The sequence below is a fragment of the Nocardia sp. NPDC003726 genome (genome assembly GCF_053586955.1).
The window spans coordinates 75,102-90,572 of the sequence record NZ_JBSFNF010000014.1; the positions used below are offsets into that span (position 1 = coordinate 75,102).

Consider the following 15,471-nt stretch of genomic DNA (forward strand, 5'->3'; position numbering starts at 1 on the left):
CTTGCCACGCCGATACCGGTTCCCGCTCGCGGCGGGGCACGGGCTCCCGCGAACGCGTGATCGGGGAAGAATTCCCGGTCAACGGGATATTCGGCCGCGATCGCACCGCGTGGAACAGTCGATGCGGCACGATCGCGGCATGGATCGACGCGGTGCAGCGACCGGTGAGCTCGCGACGATTCCGGCGGTGCTGGCCGAGCGGGCACGGCGGGACGGCCCGCGCATCGCGGTGGCGTCACCGGAGGGGCAGCTCACCTACACCGAGCTCGCCGCGGAAGCGCGGCGTGTCACACAGGCGGTGATGGCGCGAGCGGTGCGGCCCGGCGAGCGGGTGGCGATCTGGGCGCCCAACACCACGCGTTGGGTGATCGCCGCGCTCGGCGTGCTCGGTGCGGGCGCGACGCTGGTTCCCCTCAGCACTCGACTGCGCGGTCCCGAGGCGGCGGGCATCCTCGCTCGTAGCCGGTGCCGCGTGCTGCTCACCGTGGGCGACTTCCTCGGCAACGACTACCCGGGAATGCTGCGGGCATCGGGACACGGGCTGCCGGAGTTGCGGACCGTCGTATTGCTCGACGAAGTTCGCGAGGACAGGCCCGAGTATTTCTCGTGGGCTCGCTTTCTCGCCCTCGGCGAGGTGATACCCGCCGCGGAAGCCGACGCGCGGAGCGCGTCCGTGGCCCCGGAGTCGATCTCCGACATCCTGTTCACGTCCGGCACCACGGGCGTACCGAAAGGCGTGCCGACCACCCACAGGCAGACGATCGAGGCTTTCACCCACTGGGCCGATGCGGTCACCCTATCCGGCGACGACAGGTATCTGCTGGTCAACCCGTTCTCCCACGCCTTCGGTTACCGGGCCGGGATCATCGCGAGCCTGCTGCGCGGCGCCACCATGGTGCCGGTGGACCGCTTCGATCCCGAGCGAGTGTTCAGCGTCATCGAGCGCGAGCGGATCACTGTACTGACCGGTCCTCCGACGCTCTTCCACGACCTACTCGCCCACGACCGGCGTGTGCCCCGTGACCTGACCTCGCTACGCCTGGCGGGCACCGGTGGTTCCAGCGTGCCGACCGAGTTGGTGGAGCGAATCCGCCGTGAATTGGGAGCCGAAAAGGTCTTCACCGGATACGGGTTGACCGAATCGACAGGTGTCGCCACGGTCTGCCCACCAGATGCCCCTGCGATCCTGATCGGGGACACCGTTGGAAAGGCATTGCCGGACGTACGGATTCGGATCGTGGACGACACCGGGCAGCCGGTGCCGGTCGGTCGGCCCGGCGAGATAGCGGTGCGCGGCCCGAATGTGATGCACGGTTACCTCGGCGACCCCGCAGCGACAGCGACCGCCATCGATGCGGGCGGCTGGTTGCGCACCGGCGACATCGGCACCCTGGACGCCGATGGCTATCTGCGCATCACCGACCGCCGCACGGACATGTTCGTCGTCGGCGGATTCAACGTCTACCCCGCCGAAATCGAGCGCATCCTTCGTACCCACCCCGACGTAGCGGAGGCCACAGTGGTCGGCGTCCCGGACGCTCGTCTCGGTGAAGTCGGCCACGCCTTCGTCGTCCTCGACGGCATCGCCGAGATCGAACCTGCGGAGATAATCGCCTGGGCGCGACCTCGTCTGGCCGGCTACAAGCTTCCGCGTCGCATCGAGGTCGTAGCGGCACTACCCCGAAATGCCAACGGCAAGGTCTTGAAACGCGCTCTGCGTTCGCGTGAGGCGCAGCCCTGAGCACTTCGAAGATGTATCCCGTTGGGTATGGCTGAGCGGCGGCCTGAAAGACGAATTGCCGCAGGGCGGCAAGTCGTCCGGGGATGGCGGGGACGCCGTTCTCGGCGAACTGCCGGCCGAGGTGTCGGGAGTCGATGCGAAACGATTGTGTGTCCGCAGGTGTCGACGGACAATATCGACATCCACTGATCCAGGCCCCGTCGGCGCGGCGCCTGCTGCTTGGAGGGCAGTCGGAATGTTCGTGGAACCGCTGTCGGGGCATCGCTATTTCCGGACCGCCGACCCCGACGTGGCCCGGGCGGAGATGAGCGGCATTCTGCGTGAGCACCGGCTCGACCCGGGTGCCTCCACCATGGAGGCCAGCTGCAATGTCGTCCGGTACGGCGATGTCGGCCTGGTCTACAAGCATTACGGGGTTCAGGTTCGGATCCGGACCGAACCCATCGAGACCTTCCGCCTGGTTCAAATACCGCTGGCCGGATGGGCCCGGGTGGTCAACGGGACCGCGGATATCGCTTCCGACCCGGCGGTGGCCTCGGTTCCGGATCCCGACGCGCCCCTGGACATGAATTGGCACGAGAGCAGCAGGCAACTGCTCGTCCGATTCGACCGGGCCGCGTTGGACGACCATTTGCGGCGGATGCTGGGTCGGCCGCCGGATCATCCGCTGCGGATGGCCGTCGCCATGCGATTGCGGTCACCGGCCGCCCGGATCTGGCTCGAATCGCTGCGCATGCTGCAGGCCGACGCCGAAGGCCCCGGCCTGTTCCTGGATCCACGGCTGCGGCCGCAGGTCGAGCAGCTGATGATGTCCCAACTCCTGCTGGCGCAGCCGAACAGTTACTCGGAGTTCCTGCTCGACAGCGCCCCAGGGAACTCGACGCCGCGTCCCATCCGCCTGGCCGAACAACTCATTATCGACCATGCGCACGAAATGCTCACCGTCACCGATGTCGCGGAGGCAGTGGGACTTTCGGTGCGTAGCCTGCAGGAGGGCTTCCGGCGCTACCTCGACACCACACCAACGGCACGATTGCGTGAAGCCCGGCTGGTGGGCGTGCACAACGCGCTGGCCGCCGCGGACCCCACCAAGACTACGGTCGCCGCGGTGGCCGCAGATTGGGGATTCTGGCATCTGGGCCGTTTTTCGGCCCTGTACCGGCGGCGATGGGGTGTACCGCCGTCGGTGACGCTGCGCGCCTGACCCGCCGCGCAGCGCCGAACCTACCGCGCGGCCCGGTCAGAACTCGCGCGAGATGGATAGTCGCGGGCGGTCCGATCCGCCCATCATGAGTGCGGCGGATTCTCCGCCGCACCGATACCCGATCCCATCGGCTTCGAAGGGTCAATCATGTTCTCGATCAAACTGTTCCGCCGTATCAGTGTTGCGGCGGCGGCCACCCTCGCGGTCGCCGGGTACGGCGCAGCCCTCGCGCCGGCGCCGGCGGCGGCGGCCTACGACTGCCCGGGCGGACTGTTCTGCGGCTACGACCAGCGCGGCGGCACCGGCATGTTCGTGCAGGTCGACAACAACTGTCTGTTGCACGACATCGGCAACGAAGGAATCGGAGATCGTCTGAGTTCGTATTGGAACCGCACGGGAAAGACGGTCGGCGTCTACAACTGGACCGGTCGGGAGTGGCAACTGCTCGTCTCGGTGCCCGACAACAGCAAGGGCAATGTGCCCGCCGACGGTGACAACAAGGCCGACGCCCTGTGGGTCTGCCACTGAGAGTGGCGATTCGCCGTACTCGGTGAACCCTCCCGGCGCGCAGCCAGGAGGGTTCATTTCATCGAAGTTCGCGGACTTCCCGAGTGCGGTAGGACCACCTCGTGGACTGCGTGATCAGCGGGAAGGACCCGGACCGTCAGGCGACCTCGTTCTTCATCTGGGCGGTGAGGATCTTCTGGTAACCCGCGCCGAAAAGTCGCGGCAACCAATCGATGACGTGGGCGTCCGTGCCGATCAGGATCTTCGCCTTGTTCTTGCGGATGCCGTTCACGATGACGCGGGCGGCGTGCTCGGGGGTGGTCTTGGCCAGGCGGTCGAAGTTGGCGGCCAGTGCGTCGCGATCGCGGTCGCCGCCCGCCCGTGCCTTCCAGGCGATGTCGGTCTTGATCATGCCCGGGTGCACGCTGCTGACGCCGACCGCGTGTCCGGCGATGGTCATCTCCTGCCGCAGTGCGTCGGTGAAGGCGCGGATGGCGAATTTCGTCGCGCTGTAGGCGCCCTGGCTGGGGCAGGCGGCCAGTCCGAACATGCTCGACACGTTCGCGATGTGGCCGTCACCGGAGGCGATGACGTGGGGCAGGAACGCCTTGGTGCCGTAGGCGACGCCCCAGAAGTTGATGCCTACGATCCATTCGAAGTCCGCCCAGCTGAGTTCCTCCACGTTCGCCGTCAGCGAGACTCCGGCGTTGTTGACCACCAGATTGATCCGGCCGAAGTCCTCGGCCACCTCGTCGGCGTGGCGGTACACCGCCTCCCGGTCGGTCACGTCCAGCTTGTACGCGCGGGTTTGCGCGCCTTCCTTGCCGCACAGCGCCGCGGTCTCCGCGACGTTGTCCACGTTGCGGCCCGACAGCGCCAGCCGGGCGCCGCGGCGGGCGAGTTCGATCGCCACCGCCCGGCCGATGCCCGCGCCCGCGCCGGTGATCACCGCGGTCCTGCCCTCGAAATTCTTCACAGTCGATTTCCTCGTCTCGCTCGGCGGTCGGTCCGCCGGTTGGCCCTGCCGGGTGTCCTCACAGGCACGTGTAGCCGCCGTCGGCGACGAATTCCGAGCCGGTGCTGAAGCTCGATTCGTCGCTGATCAGGAACAGCACCAGGTTCGCCAGTTCCTCCGGACGGCCGGCCCTGCGGATCGGCTGGTTGCCCGACATGCCTTGCGAGCGCGCGGAATCCGCGGTCATCTCGGTGACCACGACACCCGGGTGCACCGAGTTGACGCGGATGTTGTCGGCGGCGAACTCCTGCGCGGCGGTCTTGGTCATGCCGCGCACGGCCCATTTGGACGCGGTGTAGCCGAGGATGCCGGAGAAGGCGATGATGCCGCCGATCGAAGAGATGTTGACGATCGAGCCGCCTCCCGCCCGGCGCATCGAGCCGAGCACCGCCTTCATGCCGAGGAACACCCCGACCTGGTTGACGTCGATCACCTTGCGGAAATCGGCTTCCGACAGTCGTTCGATCGGATCGACGTGCACGATGCCCGCGTTGTTCACCAGGCCCGACACCGGCCCGAAGACCTTCTCGGCGAACGCGACCGCGTCGTTCCACGCCGACGCGTCGGTGACGTCGAGCGGGAGGAAGGTCGCCGCATCGCCCAGCTCGGCGGCCAGCGCCACGCCGTCGTCCACCAGGACATCGCTGATCACCACCGTGGCGCCGTCGGCGACCAGCCGCCGCGCGAAGGCCGCGCCCATCCCCCTGGCGCCCCCGGTCACGATCACGTTCTTGCCGTCGACGCGTCCCATCAACGCGCTCCTTCCGATGTCTGCGCCCGCTGGGCGGTCGGCTGGTTGTCCGCGAGGTGACCGGCCGCGATGTAGCCGAACACCATGGCGGGACCTATGGTCGCGCCCGCGCCCGCGTAGTCGTTGCCCATCACCGACGCCGAGTTGTTCCCGGCCGCGTACAGGCCGGGTATCGGCTGGTCGTCGCTGTCGAGGACGCGCGCGTGCTCGTCGGTGACCAGACCGCCCTTGGTGCCCAGATCGCCCGGCACCATCTCGACGGCGTAGAAGGGGCCCTGCTCGAGCGGCGCCAAGCACGGGTTCGGCCGCACGGTCGGGTCGCCGTAGTAGCGGTCGTACGCGGATTCACCGCGGCGGAAGTCTTCGTCGCGACCGGCGCGGGCGAAGCCGTTGAACCTTTCCACCGTCGCGGTGAGCGCCGCGGGCGCCACGCCGATCTTCGCCGCGAGTTCGGCCAAGGTGTCGGCCTGCCGGATGATTCCGGCATCCAGGTACTTCTGCGGAAGCGGACGTTTCGGGAAGTTGCCCAGGAACAGATACCGGTCCCGGAACCGCTGGTCCATGATGAAGTGCGCCGGGATGTGCCCGGCACCGGCCGCTTCCTGCTGGTACATCGTGTGCACCACGTTCACGTACGGGGCCGATTCGTTGACGAACCGCTCGCCCGCGTGGTTCACCATGATGCCGCCTGGCTGGGAGCGCTCGGCCAGGCAGAAGAACGGCGGGCCGTCGGGATTGCGCACGGACGGGCCCCACCAGGCGTCGTCCATCAGATCGACCGCGCCACCGGCCTTCTGGCCCGCGACGATGCCCTCACCGACATTCTCGGTGGCGCCCACCGTCCAGTCCGTGGACTGCGGGCCGCTCATGTACTGACGGCGCATGTCCAGGTTGTGCTCGAAGCCGCCCGCCGCCAGCACCACACCCCGGCGCGCCCTGATCAGCACCGGCGTCCCATCGTGCTCGGCGCGTACGCCGACCACCGCGTTGCCCTCCGTGACAAGTTCGGTCAGCGGCGTGTTCAGCCACACCGGCACCCCGGCGTCGCGCAACGACAGCCACAAGCGAGCCGCGAGTGCCTTGCCGAGGCTCAGCGGCAGCCGTCCCCGCAGCTTGTTCCCCACCGCCTGGATGCCGACCTTGATCGCGGTGCGTTTGCCCGCCCAGGTGCGGGCGATCATGTTCAGATCGTGGAAGTCGCTGACGGTGAAGGCGATGCCCTTGGGTCCCGACATGGTCGGCTGATTGATCTTGTGCAGGTCGCCGCCGAGCAGCCGCCCGTCCAGCGGGGCGGGCTCGATGCTTCGCCCTTGGGCGAGACCGCCGGGGAATTCCGGGTGGTAGTCGGAATAGCCACGGTCGTAGACGAATTCCCAGTATTTGCTGCGCGCGCCGAGATAGCGCATCATCTCCGGCCCGCGCTCCAGGAAGGCCCGCTGCTTGGCCTCCGGCACCCGGTCGCCGACCACCGCCGCGAGATAGGTGCGGGCCAGTTCCGGGCTGTCGGGCACGCCTTCGCGTTGCAGCACCGGGTTGTTGGGGATCCAGATGCCGCCGCCGGAGCGCGCGGTGGAGCCGCCGAACGCGCGGCTCTTCTCGATCAGCGTCACCGACAGGCCACGGTAGGCCGCGGTCAGCGCGGCGGTCATGCCCGCTGCGCCGGAACCGACCACCACCACGTCGAATTCGAATTCCCGAGTCATCGTGTCGCTTCCCGTCAGTAGCCGCAGCCGGTGAGCATGCCGCCGTCGACGACGAATTCGCCTCCGGTGCAGTAACTGGCCGCGTCCGAGGCCAGGAACACCGCCACGTGCGAGACCTCGACCGGCTGCCCCCAGCGCGGGATGGGCAGGCTCGCGAAGAAGCCGTCGCCGTCGGCGCCGGACGCGCCCGACACCGCCGCGGTCATCGGCGTGGCGATGCCGCCGGGGTGCAGCGAGTTGACCCGGATGCCCTGGCGGCCCAATTCGCGGGCGGCCGACTTGGTGATGCCGCGGATCGCGAACTTGCTGGCGCTGTAGGCGGACAGACCGGCCGCGCCGACGAACCCTTCCACCGAGGAGACGTTCACGATCGAGCCGCCTCCGGTCGCGGCGAGCGCCGGTGCGGCGGTCTTGATGCCCAGCCAGGTGCCGGTCACGTTGACCGACATGATCGTGGTGAACTCCGCCGCAGTCATCTCGGCGATCGGGACGAACCGCAGGATGCCCGCGTTGTTCACCAGGGCGTCCAGCCGCCCGAAGTGGGTGACCGCCTCCGACACCGCCGTGGACCACTCGGCTTCGCTGGTCACATCGTGGTGCACGTAGCGCACGGCGTCACCCAGCTCCGCGGCCAGCGCCTTTCCCTCCTGGTCGAGCACGTCGCCGAACACCACCCGCGCGCCTTCGGCCACGAACTGCCGCACGTGCTCGGCGCCCATCCCCCGCGCCCCACCGGTGACCAGCGCCACCTTGCCGTCGAGTTGTCCCACCGATTCCCGTCCTCTCTGACCGTCGCTTCGCACCGACGCTAAGACGCCGATCGGGGCGCGGCACCGGACCGTCCCGGCCACCGGGACTAGCTCCTGACCTGAGAAATTCCACCGGTCATATTTCGATTAGGCATACCGCTTGCGACCGTCTCGCAGCGGGACGAGTCACCCCCACGAAACCGGAAACGCCCGATCGGGCGATCGACAAGGAGACCGGATGAAGTTCTCGATGATCTTCGAGGCCCAGATGGCCGACCCCTCGCGCGAGCACGAGCACCAGGTGCTGCGCGACTGTGTCGAGCAGGCGGTGCTCGCCGATCAGATGGGATTCGACACCGTCTGGGCGGTCGAGCACCACGGCTTGAAGTGGTACGCGCACATGAGCGCCCCCGAGGTCTTCTTGACCTGGGTGGCCGCCAAGACCGAGCGGATCCGGATCGGGCACGGCGTGGTGTGCATGCCGTTCAACTTCAACCATCCCGTGCGGGCGGCCGAACGCGCCGCGATGCTCGACGTGCTGTCCGGCGGCAGGCTCGACCTCGGCGCGGGCCGCGGCGCGACGCCGGTGGAGACCTCCATGTGCGGCGTCGACCCCGAGCGCACCTATCAGGAGGTCGAGGAGTCGCTGCGCATGATCGGCAAGGCGTGGCAGGACCCGGAAGCCGAATTCGAGTACAACGGTGAGCTCTTGCAGGTCTCGCCGCATTCGCTGCTGCCGAGGCCGGAGCAGTTGCCGCACCCGCCGCTGTTCATGGCGTGCACCAAGAAGGACACGCTGAAGATGGCCGCCGACTACGGAATCGGCGCGCTCGTCCTGGGTTTCGCGGGCGTGGAGGAGATCGCGGAACTGCGGCGCACCTATGACGAGGCGATCGCCGCGCGCACCGGTGAGCGTTTCGTCTCCACCGTCGTGAACGATCATTTCGCCGCGCTGTGCCCCACCATCGTCCTCGACGACCGGGAGAAGGCCCAGCAGATCGGAGCCCGCGGACAGCGGTTCTTCGCGCAGTCGATCAAGCACTACTACGGCGCGGGCCCGGCCCCGGACGAGGCCGTGGACCCGAACGCGGACGAAGTCGCGGCGATCAAGCAGGCGGCCGACGACCACGTGGCCTACCTGCACGAGGCCAAGATTCCGGTGAAGACCGGAGCCACCTCGGTCTTCAACGTCGACCACGCCTACGGCGGCCCCGAGGACGCCATCGCCTACGTCGAGCGGCTGCAGGCCGCGGGCGCCGACGAGATCCTCTGCCTCATCCAGATGGGCACCGTGCCGCAAGAGGCTTGCCTGGAGACCATCCGGCATTGGGGCGAAAAGGTCATCCCCCACTTCCGCAACAGCTGACCCCGGCGCGACATCGAGGAGTTCGACATGGTTGACCTGAAGGGAAAGGTCGCCCTGATCACCGGCGCCGCCAGGGGACAGGGCGCCGCCGAGGCGCGGCTGTTCGTGGCACGCGGCGCCCGCGTGGTGATCACCGACGTGCTGGAAGACGAAGGCGCGCGACTGGCCGAATCGCTCGGCGCCGCCGCGCGTTTCGTCCGCCACGACGTCGGCCGCGGTGAGGACTGGGAAGCCGCCGTCGGCACGGCGGTCTCGGCGTTCGGCAAGCTGGACGTCCTGGTGAACAACGCCGCCATCTACACCGCGAAACCGCTGACCGACACCGCGCCGGAGGAATTGGAGCGCATCCTGCGCGTGAATCTGGTCGGTCCGTTCCGCGGCATCCAGGCGGCGATCGGACCGATGACGCAGGCGGGGGGCGGCTCGATCGTCAACATCTCTTCGCAGGCCGGCCTCGAAGGGTTGATGGGACACTCCGCCTACGGTTCCTCGAAGTGGGGGCTGCGCGGGCTGACCAAGACGGCCGCGCTCGAGCTGGGCCCGGCCGGAATCCGGGTCAACTCGGTGCATCCCGGCCCGATCGCGACGCCGATGGTCCCGTACCTGACCACCGGCCCCGGCAGTTTCCCGTCCCTGCCGCTGCAACGCACCGGCGCGCCGGAGGAGGTCGCCGAACTGGTCGCGTTCCTGGCCTCCGACGCCTCGGCCTACATCACCGGCGCCGAGGTGACGATCGACGGCGGCTTGGCGGCGGGCAAGTTCTTGCCGCCGGACCTCGAGCAGTAGCGGAAGGAGCAGGCCGCCATGCCGCTTTCCCCGCAAGCGCGCGTGATCGTCGAGGCCGCGAGCGCCGCGTTCCCGAAACTGGGCACCGAAGTGCTGGACGCCGCCGAAGCACGGCGCCTGCTCGCCGCCCGCCCGGCGCCGGTCGCCGATCGTGCTGTTCTGCCACGGCGGCGGATTCGTCATCTGCGGTCTCGACAGCCATGACCGGTTCTGCCGGGCCATGGCCGCCGGCGCGGAGGCGATCGTGGTGTCGGTGCCTTTCGTCACCGCCGAGTTCGATCCATTGCGCGACGAGGGCGAGGACTACGGGCAGCGGTTGCGGCAAACCGGGGTCGCGACCGACATCCAGCGCTACGACGGCATGTTCCACGGCTTCATGAGCATGGCCGACCATCTGCCCGAGGCGGTCCGGGCCGATGCCGCCGCCTACGCGGCCGTCCGCGCCGCCCATGCCGAACGGCGTCGCTGAGCGAGCCCGCACCACGCACTGTGAGGAACCACTGATGACGATCCAACGGATCGGCCCCGCCTACCCCACCGACGACCTGCCCGCCACCGTGGCGCTGCTGACGGCCGTCCTCGCCGTCGAACCCACCGTCGTCGACGGCGACCGCTGGGCCCAGTTCGACAGCAACGGTGTCCGCGTGATGCTGGCGGGCACCGACCGCGAGGACGACGACCCGTTCCTCGCGATCAAGGTGGACGACCTGGATGCCGCCCTGAACCGGCTGCGCGCCAGGGGTTTCGCAGCAGGGCAGCCGGTCGTCGGCCCGCACGAACGCCGCGCCGTGCTGCGGCCGACGCCCGGCTGCGCCTGGCACATCGCCCTCTACGAACCGACCAGCCCTGGTCCGATTCCGGTAGACCGAGCGGGAGCACCGGAATAGCGCGGAATTACGGCTCGGCGGAGCGAGCTCATTCGGAGTGCATGCCCGCGGCCGGCTCCGACGCGGTCGCATCCTGCGGGTCCGGCAGCACAGAATCGGGGACGACCGCACGGAACGATTCGGACGGCGGTCGCCGCAATGCGCGTTCGAAGGCACGCGCCGAGGCGGGCCACGGGTTGGTGACGCGCCCGCTGTCGTGCTTGTACCAGCAGCCGGGTTTCATGGCGGGCCATACCGTCCCGGCGATCGCTTGGTCGAGCCACTGCTGATGCGCGCGCATCGCCGCTTGCGTGACCTCGATCGCGGCCGCGCCGATCCGCTCGCGCCAGCGCAGGCAACGGATGATGTACTCGATCTGGCGCTCCTTCATCCCCGGGTTGCTGCCCGCCGGGTTGAAACTGTTCGGCCCGGCGATCAAGAAGGCATTCGGAAAACCCGGAACCGCCACCCCCAGTAGGGCGGTCGCGCCGGAGCGCCATTGGTCGTGCAGGAGCACTCCGCCGCGGCCGCGCACAGTGACGGGGACGAGAAACTCCGGGGCGCGGAAACCGGTGGCGTAGACGATCACATCCGCCCGATGGTGCGCGCCGTCGGCGGTGCGCAGTCCGTCGCGGGTGATCCGGGTGATCGGGTCGGTGATCAACTCCACGTTCGCGCGCGTCAAGGCCGAATAGTAGTGACTGTCGAAGATGATGCGCTTGCCGCCGATCGGGTAGTCGGGGGTGAGTTTCGCCCGCAGGCCAGGGTCGGCGACTCGGCTGTGGAGGTACCGCCGGGCAGCCCATTCGGCGGGCCGCGCCGACCAACCCCGGTGCATGATCGGCGCCAAGACGACATCGGCCCCGTAGTACAGCGCCCGGCGGTAGAGACGGTGAGCACCGGGCAGCCGCAGGACCGTTCGAGCGAGCGGCCCGAACCGGGCGGGCGGTTTCGGCAGTACCCAATGCGGCGTGCGCTGGAAGACGCGGACGTGGCGGGCGGTCGCGGCCAGCGTCGGCAGCATCTGCGCCGCGCTCGAACCGGTGCCGATCACGGCCACGTCCATCCCGTGCAGGTTCTGGTGGTGGTCCCATCGCGCGGAATGGAACGACGGACCGGCGAAATCCGTTTGGCCCTCCAGTTCGGGAATGTTCGGGCGGTGCAGCTGACCCACCGCGAAGATCACCACCTCGGCGCGGACGCGACCACCGTCGGACGTGGTCAGTTCCCACTTGTTCTCGGCTTCCAGATAGGTGGCTTCGCCGATGGCGGTACCCAGCCGCAGATGCTGGGTCAGTCCGTGCTCGGCGGCGACCCGGCGCAGGTACGCCAGGATCTCCGTCTGGCGCGGATATCGGATGCGCCTGTTCCGATAGGGCGCGAACGAGAACGAGTACAGGTGGGACGGCACATCACAGGAGCACCCCGGGTAGGTGTTGTCCCGCCAGACCCCGCCGACGTCGCCGCCACGATCGAAGATCACGAAATCGGTGATCCCCGCTCGTCGTAACCCGACTCCCATCCCGATGCCGCCGAAACCAGCGCCGACGACAGCCACCTCGCAGGTGAGCGCGATCGCCACCCCGCCTCCTTATCATCACACAGTCAATGTGCAGCTACCTCCTCTCTTCGTTGGCTGAAGCCTTCTGGATGGAAAGATCGGCGGATGCGTGCGAGTGGAACGGGAACGACCCAGAAGTGCGGGGGCACAGGGGATCAACGGTACGACGCGATCAGCGGGACGATACTCGACGATCCGTTGGCGGCCGATCGGGCACTACGGGGACCACAGCGAGGACCGCTCGCATACCAGTCCACCAGCACACTTTCCGCTATTCGCGGGTGGACGCCACATCGCTTCCGGCCGCATCGCAGGCCACCCCGCCGGCTTCGAGCCGAGAGCAGCGGGAAGCCGCAGGCGCGAGGACGGCCCGATGTGGCGCTGATCAACGGCACATCCGGGATCGCCATGTGGACGACGGCTTCTTCTGATCGAGCTGGAACCTATTGCGGCGCTGTGAAATCAGCGCCGGGGGCAACCCGCTGCCACCGACTCACGTTGCGCTGCGCCGCGACCCTGCCACCACCGGAACCAGGTACGTTCGCGCGAATGCGTCGAGTTGCTCGTCGGTCCGGAGTTCGGCGAGTCCGTGCGGGGCGAGGATCAGCGAGTGCACGATCCGGCACACGATCTCCGCGCGGATGGTCAGATCCGCCGCGGGCGGCAGGATTCCTCGCTCGACGGCGCGCTCCAGCGCGGTGGCGGTGGTGTGGACGGACATCGCGAACGGGCCCGCGCCGTCGACGGTCAGCTTCAGGACCACGCGCGCCGGTTCCAGCGCCAGCATGCGGTCGACGAGCTGATTCGTGCGCCAGCGGGTGATGACGGTGACGAAGATGTCGGCGACGAGATCGCCGACATCTTCGTGGCGCTCGACGATCTCGGTGATCTCGGCGAGCACCGCGGCAACCTCCCGGCTGATCACGGCCTGCACCAAGTCGTCGCGGCCACCGACATGGCGATAGACCGTCACCCGGTCCACGCCGGCCTTCCGGGCCACCTCCTCGATCGTCGTCTTCTTGACGCCGACCTGCTCGAAGAGGACCAGGGCCGCGTCCAAGATCCGGGTGACGAGGGTACCGGCGGCATTCTCGCTGCTCGCAGCGGCCTTCGAGGCGGTGGGCATGAGCCAACGCTAGCAAAATCGACCGCTCCTGCAACATTCGCACCGAGTTGTTGCTGCAACATTGCAATGCGATTTGTTGTTCTGTACGGTCGTGGCATGGCTGAGCAGGCGGGCGCGACGCAGCGCCGATACCACGACGAAGCGCATGCCATCCATGCGCGCGACGTCCACTTCGATTTCGACTCCGTGCCCATGCACTACGTGCCGGGCGAGGCCTTGGCCACCCACATCGTCAATGTGATGCACCTGGTGTTGCCCGAAGGGGAACGAGCCATGGCGCAGGCGCTGGCCGAAGCGCTGCCGTACATCGACGACGAGCGGTTGCGGGAGGAGGTGACGGGGTTCATCGGGCAGGAGACCATGCACGCGAACAGTCATGAAGCCGCGCGCAGGCACCTGCAATCGATCGGGCTGGACGTCGACTCCTACGTCGGCAAAGTCGCCTGGCTGGTCGATCGCATCCTCGGCGACCACGGCTTGACCGGCCGGGCCAAGGAGGAGTGGCTCAAGGAGCGGCTCGGCCTGTTCGCAGGCATGGAGCACTACACAGCGGTGCTGGGGGAATGGCTGCTCAACGCCGACATCCTCGAAGCGAAGGGCATGCACCCGGCGATGCTGGACCTGGTCCGGTGGCACGGCGCCGAAGAGGTGGAGCACCGCAGCGTCGTCTACGACGCCTTCATGCACCTCGACGGCAGCTACGCGCGCAAAGCCCGCACGGCGATCCTCGCCAGCGCGACGTTGCTGCCGCTGTTCATCGTCTCGACCGCCTACCTGTACCGGAAGGACCCGTCGCCGGAGAAGGGCCGGTTCTGGGGACTTCAGTTCTGGAGCGCGACCCGGCGTGGCGTCATTCCGAAATGGACGGTCTTCTTCACGGAGATGCCGCGGTACCTGCGGCCGGGCTTCCATCCGTCCCAGCTCGGGCCGATGGACAAGGCCCTGCGCTATCTCGCGCACTCGCCGGCCGCGCGGGCGGCGCACCGATGAGCGGCTCACCTGCCCTGGCCGCGCGCCCGGCGCCCGCAGGATTGCGCCTGATCGGCGATGTCATGGACGTCTATCGGAAGGTGTTCGTCACCGGACGCACCGCAGGCCTGCTGTCGCGCCCGAACACGGTGCGCCGTACCGGCTTCGACCTGGACACCACGATCACCGGGATCGAACGCGAAGCCGCCGACGTGGTGAGCTTGACGCTGCGCGCGGCCGGGGGCGGCCCGCTGCCCGCGTGGCGGCCGGGCGCGCATGTGGACGTCTTCTTACCCTCGGGCCGCCAGCGTCAGTACTCGCTGTGCGGTGACCCGAGCGACCGGTTCCGGTATCGCATCGCGGTGCGGCTCATTCCCGAAGGGGGCGGCGGATCGCGCGAGATCCATCAATCGCTGCGGGTCGGCGACCGGCTGCGGATTCGCGGGCCGCGCAACGCCTTCACCTTCGTCGACGCGCCGTCGTATCTGTTCCTCGCCGGTGGTATCGGCATCACCCCGATTCTCCCGATGGTCGCGGCCGCCGGCGCGCGTGGCCGCCTGGTGTACGCCGGACGGTCCCGCGAGACCATGCCGTTTCTCACCGAACTGCCGGACGCGGACATCAGGCCCGACGACGAATTCGGCCCGCCGGACGTCGCCGCGCTGCTGGCCCGCGCCCAACCCGGCGCGGCCGTGTACGTGTGCGGGCCGCCGCCGATGCTGGAGGCGGCGCAGCGGTGCCTGTTCGACCTCAACCCGACCGCCTCGCTGCACACCGAACGGTTCTCCGCCCTCCCGGTCGTCGACGGCGCGGAATTCGACCTCACACTGTCCCGCACCGGGACAACGGTCCGGGTCGCGGCCGACGAAACAGCGCTCAGCGCCATTCAGCGCGCCTTGCCGGATACCCCCTACTCCTGCCGCCAGGGATTCTGCGGCACCTGCAAAGTCGCGGTCGTCTCCGGCGCCGTCGATCACCGTGACCGCGCGCTGACCGCGGACGAACGCCAGAACCAGATGCTGGTCTGCGTCTCCCGCGCCGCGGGCGATCACCTCGTGGTCGATCTCTGAATCCGTCACACGAAAGGGACAACGTTGTCTATCCGTCGCCGACCGAGGGAGACGGCC

General features: G+C 68.4%; 16 protein-coding genes. 10 read left to right on the forward strand and 6 right to left on the reverse strand.

Going from position 1 to position 15,471, the window contains the following annotated elements; translation table 11 throughout:
• Positions 1–139: 139 nt before the first annotated feature.
• The 3 genes from ACWDMM_RS19735 to ACWDMM_RS19745 all read left to right on the forward strand — a co-directional run bounded on the left by ACWDMM_RS19735 (position 140) and on the right by ACWDMM_RS19745 (position 3,473).
• A complete protein-coding gene (locus ACWDMM_RS19735; RefSeq protein ID WP_357102855.1) occupies positions 140–1,741 on the forward strand; it encodes a FadD3 family acyl-CoA ligase in 1,602 nt (533 codons plus the stop codon).
• 235 nt (positions 1,742–1,976) lie between these two features.
• Positions 1,977–2,945 (forward strand): AraC family transcriptional regulator, encoded by a 969-nt coding sequence (locus ACWDMM_RS19740; RefSeq protein ID WP_357102858.1) that lies wholly within the window; start codon positions 1,977–1,979, stop codon positions 2,943–2,945.
• A 147-nt stretch (positions 2,946–3,092) separates the two neighbouring features.
• Positions 3,093–3,473: a peptidase inhibitor family I36 protein gene (locus tag ACWDMM_RS19745; RefSeq protein ID WP_195079345.1), complete on the forward strand. Its 381-nt coding sequence runs from the start codon at positions 3,093–3,095 to the stop codon at positions 3,471–3,473.
• Positions 3,474–3,609: 136 nt separating this feature from the next.
• Here ACWDMM_RS19745 and ACWDMM_RS19750 read toward each other — a convergent pair whose 3' ends face one another.
• Genes ACWDMM_RS19750 through ACWDMM_RS19765 form a run of 4 tightly spaced genes read right to left on the reverse strand, consistent with a single transcriptional unit; the run spans position 3,610 to position 7,691 of the window.
• Positions 3,610–4,428 carry an SDR family NAD(P)-dependent oxidoreductase gene (locus ACWDMM_RS19750; protein ID WP_357102861.1) on the reverse strand — a complete coding sequence of 273 codons (819 nt, stop codon included), beginning with the start codon at positions 4,426–4,428 and terminating at the stop codon, positions 3,610–3,612.
• A gap of 58 nt (positions 4,429–4,486) precedes the next feature.
• A complete protein-coding gene (locus ACWDMM_RS19755; protein ID WP_357102864.1) occupies positions 4,487–5,218 on the reverse strand; it encodes a glucose 1-dehydrogenase in 732 nt (243 codons plus the stop codon).
• Entirely contained in the window at positions 5,218–6,921 is a 1,704-nt protein-coding gene (kstD, locus tag ACWDMM_RS19760) for a 3-oxosteroid 1-dehydrogenase (protein ID WP_195079342.1), read from the reverse strand. Before kstD ends, ACWDMM_RS19755 begins: the two co-directional genes overlap by 1 nt.
• 14 nt (positions 6,922–6,935) lie before the next feature.
• Positions 6,936–7,691 (reverse strand): glucose 1-dehydrogenase, encoded by a 756-nt coding sequence (locus ACWDMM_RS19765; RefSeq protein WP_195079341.1) that lies wholly within the window; start codon positions 7,689–7,691, stop codon positions 6,936–6,938.
• A gap of 217 nt (positions 7,692–7,908) precedes the next feature.
• Here ACWDMM_RS19765 and ACWDMM_RS19770 point away from each other — a divergent pair, with 217 nt between their 5' ends.
• From ACWDMM_RS19770 to ACWDMM_RS19790, 5 genes are read left to right on the forward strand one after another with little or no spacing between them, the layout of a single operon-like run.
• A complete protein-coding gene (locus ACWDMM_RS19770) occupies positions 7,909–9,036 on the forward strand; it encodes an LLM class flavin-dependent oxidoreductase (protein ID WP_195079340.1) in 1,128 nt (375 codons plus the stop codon).
• A gap of 27 nt (positions 9,037–9,063) precedes the next feature.
• Complete coding sequence (locus ACWDMM_RS19775; RefSeq protein WP_195079339.1) at positions 9,064–9,822, forward strand: glucose 1-dehydrogenase; 759 nt, start codon at positions 9,064–9,066, stop codon at positions 9,820–9,822.
• Positions 9,823–9,840: 18 nt separating this feature from the next.
• Positions 9,841–10,026 carry a hypothetical protein gene (locus tag ACWDMM_RS19780; RefSeq protein ID WP_195079338.1) on the forward strand — a complete coding sequence of 62 codons (186 nt, stop codon included), beginning with the start codon at positions 9,841–9,843 and terminating at the stop codon, positions 10,024–10,026.
• Complete coding sequence (locus ACWDMM_RS19785; RefSeq protein ID WP_397070194.1) at positions 9,974–10,291, forward strand: alpha/beta hydrolase fold domain-containing protein; 318 nt, start codon at positions 9,974–9,976, stop codon at positions 10,289–10,291. The genes ACWDMM_RS19780 and ACWDMM_RS19785 overlap by 53 nt, the downstream gene beginning before the upstream one ends.
• Before the next feature lie 34 nt (positions 10,292–10,325).
• The gene (locus ACWDMM_RS19790; RefSeq protein WP_195079336.1) at positions 10,326–10,709 is read left to right on the forward strand and encodes a VOC family protein; all 384 of its coding nucleotides are present in this window, start codon (positions 10,326–10,328) and stop codon (positions 10,707–10,709) included.
• 28 nt (positions 10,710–10,737) lie between these two features.
• Here ACWDMM_RS19790 and ACWDMM_RS19795 read toward each other — a convergent pair whose 3' ends face one another.
• Positions 10,738–12,270, reverse strand: a complete 1,533-nt coding sequence (locus tag ACWDMM_RS19795) for a flavin-containing monooxygenase (RefSeq protein ID WP_323124046.1) — start codon at positions 12,268–12,270, stop codon at positions 10,738–10,740.
• A 472-nt stretch (positions 12,271–12,742) separates the two neighbouring features.
• Positions 12,743–13,375, reverse strand: a complete 633-nt coding sequence (locus tag ACWDMM_RS19800; RefSeq protein WP_195079335.1) for a TetR/AcrR family transcriptional regulator — start codon at positions 13,373–13,375, stop codon at positions 12,743–12,745.
• A gap of 96 nt (positions 13,376–13,471) precedes the next feature.
• Here ACWDMM_RS19800 and ACWDMM_RS19805 point away from each other — a divergent pair, with 96 nt between their 5' ends.
• Together ACWDMM_RS19805 and ACWDMM_RS19810 are read left to right on the forward strand one after the other, a co-directional pair.
• Positions 13,472–14,365 carry a metal-dependent hydrolase gene (locus ACWDMM_RS19805; protein ID WP_195079334.1) on the forward strand — a complete coding sequence of 298 codons (894 nt, stop codon included), beginning with the start codon at positions 13,472–13,474 and terminating at the stop codon, positions 14,363–14,365.
• Positions 14,362–15,414 carry a PDR/VanB family oxidoreductase gene (locus ACWDMM_RS19810; RefSeq protein ID WP_195079333.1) on the forward strand — a complete coding sequence of 351 codons (1,053 nt, stop codon included), beginning with the start codon at positions 14,362–14,364 and terminating at the stop codon, positions 15,412–15,414. Before ACWDMM_RS19805 ends, ACWDMM_RS19810 begins: the two co-directional genes overlap by 4 nt.
• The last annotated feature ends 57 nt before the right edge of the window (positions 15,415–15,471 follow it).